Consider the following 4,495-nt stretch of genomic DNA (forward strand, 5'->3'; position numbering starts at 1 on the left):
CGCACGCCGCTGCATGCACTTCATGTTGAATTGGGTGGCAAGCTGGTTGATTTTGCGGGCTGGGAGATGCCCGTTCAGTATCCTTTGGGGATCATGGGCGAGCACAAGCAGTGCCGCGAGAAGGCGGCGCTGTTTGACGTGAGCCACATGGGTCAGGTGATCCTGCGGGGCGAGAATGTGGGTGAGAAGCTCGAGGCTTTGTGTCCGCAGGCCTTCGCGATATTGCCCGAGGGCAAGGCGCGCTACGGGTTCTTCACCAATGCGGACGGCGGGATCATGGACGACCTGATCGTGTCGAACGCGGGGGATCATTTCTTCGTGGTGGTGAACGCGGCGCTGCGCGATCAGGACATTCCGCACATGCGCGCGCATCTGGACGGGGTCGAGGTGACCGAGATCTTCGACCGCGCGCTGGTGGCGGTTCAGGGCCCGAAAGCCGAGGACGTGGTGGGCGCGCTGTGCCCTGCGGCGCGGGATCTGAAGTTCATGGAAACCACCGTGGCCCCGATCGACGGCGTCGAATGCCGGATCTCGCGGCTGGGCTACACCGGTGAGGACGGCTACGAGATCTCGATCCCCGAGGACAAGGCGATCGAGATCACCCGCGCCCTGCTGGCGCATGAGGATTGCGAACCAGCGGGCCTGGGCGCGCGCGACAGTCTGCGGCTCGAGGCGGGTCTGTGCCTGTATGGCAATGACATCGATCAGAGCACTTCGCCGATCGAGGCCAACCTGGCCTGGGCGATCCAGAAGCGGCGCAAGGAAGAGGGCGGCTTTCCCGGCGCGGATCGCATCCAGCGCGAACTGGCCGAGGGCCCGGCGCGCAAGCTGGTGGGGATCAAGCCCGACGGCCGCGCCCCGGCGCGACAGGGTGTGGAAATCCAGTGCGCCGAGGGCAACACGATCGGTCGGATCACCTCGGGCGGGTTCGGCCCGACGGTCGGCGGCCCGGTTGCGATGGGCTATGTCGCGGCCGGCCACAGCGAGCCGGGCGAACAGGTGAACCTGATCATCCGGGGCAAGGCGCAGCCGGCGCGGATCGTGGCGCTGCCCTTCGTCAAGCAGAATTACAAGCGTTGAAGTCAGGAGAGAGACATCATGGCAACCTATTATTCCGAAGAACATGAATGGCTGAGCGTCGAGGGCGACACGGCCACGCTGGGCATCACCAAGCACGCGGCCGAGCAGCTGGGCGAGGTGGTCTTCGTCGAGCAGCAGGACGTGGGTGAAGAGTTCGAGAAGGACGGCGAGATCGGGGTGATCGAATCCGTCAAGGCGGCCTCCGAGATCTATGCCCCGGTCGATGGCGAGATCCTCGAGGTGAACGGTGCGCTGGCCGACAACCCGGGCGCGCTGAACGAGGATCCCGAGGGCGCGGCGTGGATCTACAAGATCAAGATCACCGATGCCGCGCAGCTGGAAGATCTGATGGACGAGGCCGGCTACAAGGCGTTCATCGGCTGAACCCAAGCGGAGTCCCGGCCTGGGGCTCCATCGATTTGACTTGTGCCGCCGAATTTGGGCTCGGCCCTTCATCTGGCAAGAAATATCCCCGCCGGAGGCTCCCGCAGTCTCCGCCGGGCCTGACCTATCCATGGGAGCGCTGCAATGGCCTTCAAACTGACCGACTACGAAGCCTATGACTTTGCCAACCGCCGCCATATCGGTCCCAGCCCGACCGAGATGCGCGACATGCTCAAGGTGATCGGCTTCAAGACGCTGGACGATCTGATCGACGCCACCGTCCCCCCCGCGATCCGGCAGAAAGAGCCGCTGGACTGGGGCCCGGCGATGACGGAACGCGACGCGCTCTATCACATGAAGAAGGTGGCGGGTAAGAACAAGGTTCTGACCTCGCTGATCGGTCAGGGCTATTACGGCACCACCACGCCTGCGCCGATCCTGCGCAACATCCTGGAAAACCCGGCCTGGTACACCGCCTACACGCCCTATCAGCCCGAGATCAGCCAGGGCCGGCTCGAGGCGCTCTTGAACTTCCAGACCATGGTCAGCGACCTGACCGGGCTGGACGTGGCCAACGCATCCTTGCTGGACGAGGCGACCGCGGCGGCCGAGGCGATGGCGATGGCCAAGCGCGGTGGCCGCTCCAAGGCCAACAACGCGGCCTTCTTCGTGGACCGCAACTGCCACCCGCAGACCATCGCGGTGATCCAGACCCGGGCCGAGCCCCTGGGCATCGACGTCAAGGTCGCCGATCCTGACGAGCTGGACCCGGGCGCGGTGTTCGGCGCGATCTTCCAGTATCCGGGCACCTATGGCCATGTGCGCGACTTCACATCGGAAATCGCGGCGTTGCATGAACACAACGCCATTGCCATCGTGGCCGCCGACATCCTGTCGCTGGCGCTGCTGAAATCGCCGGGCGAGATGGGCGCCGACATCGCCGTGGGCTCGACCCAGCGCTTCGGCGTGCCGATGGGCTTTGGCGGGCCGCACGCCGCCTACATGGCCACCACCGACAAGCTGAAACGCGCGATGCCGGGCCGGATCATCGGCGTCAGCATCGACAGCCGCGGCAACAAGGCCTATCGCCTGGCTCTGCAGACCCGCGAACAGCACATCCGCCGCGAGAAGGCCAACTCGAACGTCTGCACCGCGCAGGCGCTGCTGGCGGTGATCGCCTCGATGTATGCCGTGTACCACGGCCCCGACGGGATCAAGGCGATCGCGCAGTCGGTGCACCGCAAGACCTCGCGCCTGGCCGCCGGGCTGGAAGAGCACGGCTTCAAGGTCGAGCCCGAGGTGTTCTTCGACACCATCACGGTCGAGGTCGGCCCGCTGCAGAAGACCGTCATGGAGGCGGCGGTGGCGCGCGGCGTCAACCTGCGCAAGGTGGGCGAGACCCGCGTCGGCATCAGCCTGGATGAACAGACCCGCGCCGAGACGATCGAGGCGGTCTGGGGTGCCTTCGGCATCGACAAGAAGGACGACAGCTCGAACAAGCAGTACCGCCTGCCGGATTACGCGCTGCGCGAGACGCCCTATCTGACCCACCCGATCTTCCACAAGAACCGGGCCGAGGCCGAGATGACCCGCTACATGCGCCGCCTGGCCGACCGCGACCTGGCGCTCGATCGGGCGATGATCCCGCTGGGCAGCTGCACCATGAAGCTGAACGCGACGATCGAGATGATCCCGGTCACCTGGCCCGAGTTCGCCAACATGCACCCGTTCGTGCCGGAGGATCAGGCGCAGGGCTATCACGAGATGATCGCCGATCTGAACGACAAGCTGTGCCAGATCACCGGTTATGACGCGATCAGCCAGCAGCCCAACTCGGGCGCGCAGGGCGAATATGCGGGCCTGCTGACGATCCGCAACTATCACATCGCCAACGGGCAGGGGCATCGCAACGTCTGCCTGATCCCGACCTCGGCGCATGGCACCAACCCGGCCTCGGCGCAGATGGTCGGCTGGCAGGTGGTGCCGGTGAAGGCCGACGCGAAGGGCAACATCGATCTGACCGACTTCCGCGAGAAGGCCGAGAAGCACTCGGACAACCTGGCCGCCTGCATGATCACCTACCCCTCGACCCACGGCGTGTTCGAGGAAACCGTGCAGGAGGTCTGCCAGATCACCCATGACCACGGCGGGCAGGTCTATATCGATGGGGCCAACATGAACGCCATGGTGGGCCTGTCGCGCCCCGGCGACATCGGCGGCGACGTCAGCCACCTGAACCTGCACAAGACCTTCTGCATCCCGCATGGCGGCGGCGGCCCCGGCATGGGCCCGATCGGCGTCAAGGCGCATCTGGTGCCCTACCTGCCGGGCCACCCGGAATACGGCACCGCCGTGGGTCCGGTCTCGGCGGCGCCCTTCGGCTCGCCCTCGATCCTGCCCGTGTCCTGGGCCTATGTGCTGCTGATGGGCGGCGCGGGTCTGACCCAGGCGACCAAGGTGGCGATCCTGAACGCCAACTACATCGCCGCGCGCCTGCAGGAGGCCTATCCGATCCTCTACACCTCCGAGACCGGCCGGGTGGCGCATGAATGCATCCTCGACACCCGCCCGCTGGCCGAGGCCGGCAACATCACCGTCGACGACATCGCCAAGCGGCTGATCGACAGCGGCTTCCACGCGCCGACCATGTCCTGGCCGGTGGCCGGCACGCTGATGGTCGAGCCGACGGAATCGGAACCCAAGGACGAGCTGGACCGCTTCTGCGACGCCATGCTGTCGATCCGCGCCGAGGCGCAGGACGTGATCGACGGCAAGATCGACCCCGAGAACAACCCGCTGAAGAACGCCCCCCACACGGTGCGCGACCTGGTGGGCGAGTGGGACCGGCCCTACACCCGCGAACAGGCCTGCTTCCCGCCGGGATCAATGGGCGTCGACAAATACTGGTCGCCCGTCAACCGCGTCGACAACGCCTACGGTGACCGGAACCTCGTCTGCACATGCCCCCCCATGGACGCATACGAAGACGCCGCAGAATAAAAACACAAAAACCCCCGCCCAAAGGCGGGGG

The 4,495-nt window shown here is 65.8% G+C and carries 3 protein-coding genes; all 3 read left to right on the forward strand.

The features are described from left to right. Nucleotides 1-1,080 (forward strand): glycine cleavage system aminomethyltransferase GcvT (gene gcvT, locus F3H26_RS19055; protein ID WP_149777544.1); only part of this gene is annotated, 1,080 nt, incomplete at its 5' end. Between the two features lie 18 nt (nt 1,081-1,098). Further along, on the forward strand, nt 1,099-1,464 hold the full coding sequence (gene gcvH, locus F3H26_RS19060) for a glycine cleavage system protein GcvH (RefSeq protein WP_149777545.1): 366 nt from the start codon (nt 1,099-1,101) through the stop codon (nt 1,462-1,464). A 144-nt stretch (nt 1,465-1,608) separates the two neighbouring features. Beyond that, a complete protein-coding gene (gene gcvP, locus F3H26_RS19065; RefSeq protein WP_149777546.1) occupies nt 1,609-4,464 on the forward strand; it encodes an aminomethyl-transferring glycine dehydrogenase in 2,856 nt (951 codons plus the stop codon). The last annotated feature ends 31 nt before the right edge of the window (nt 4,465-4,495 follow it).

It is taken from the genome of Ruegeria intermedia, from assembly GCF_900129345.1.
Lineage (GTDB): Bacteria > Pseudomonadota > Alphaproteobacteria > Rhodobacterales > Rhodobacteraceae > Ruegeria > Ruegeria intermedia.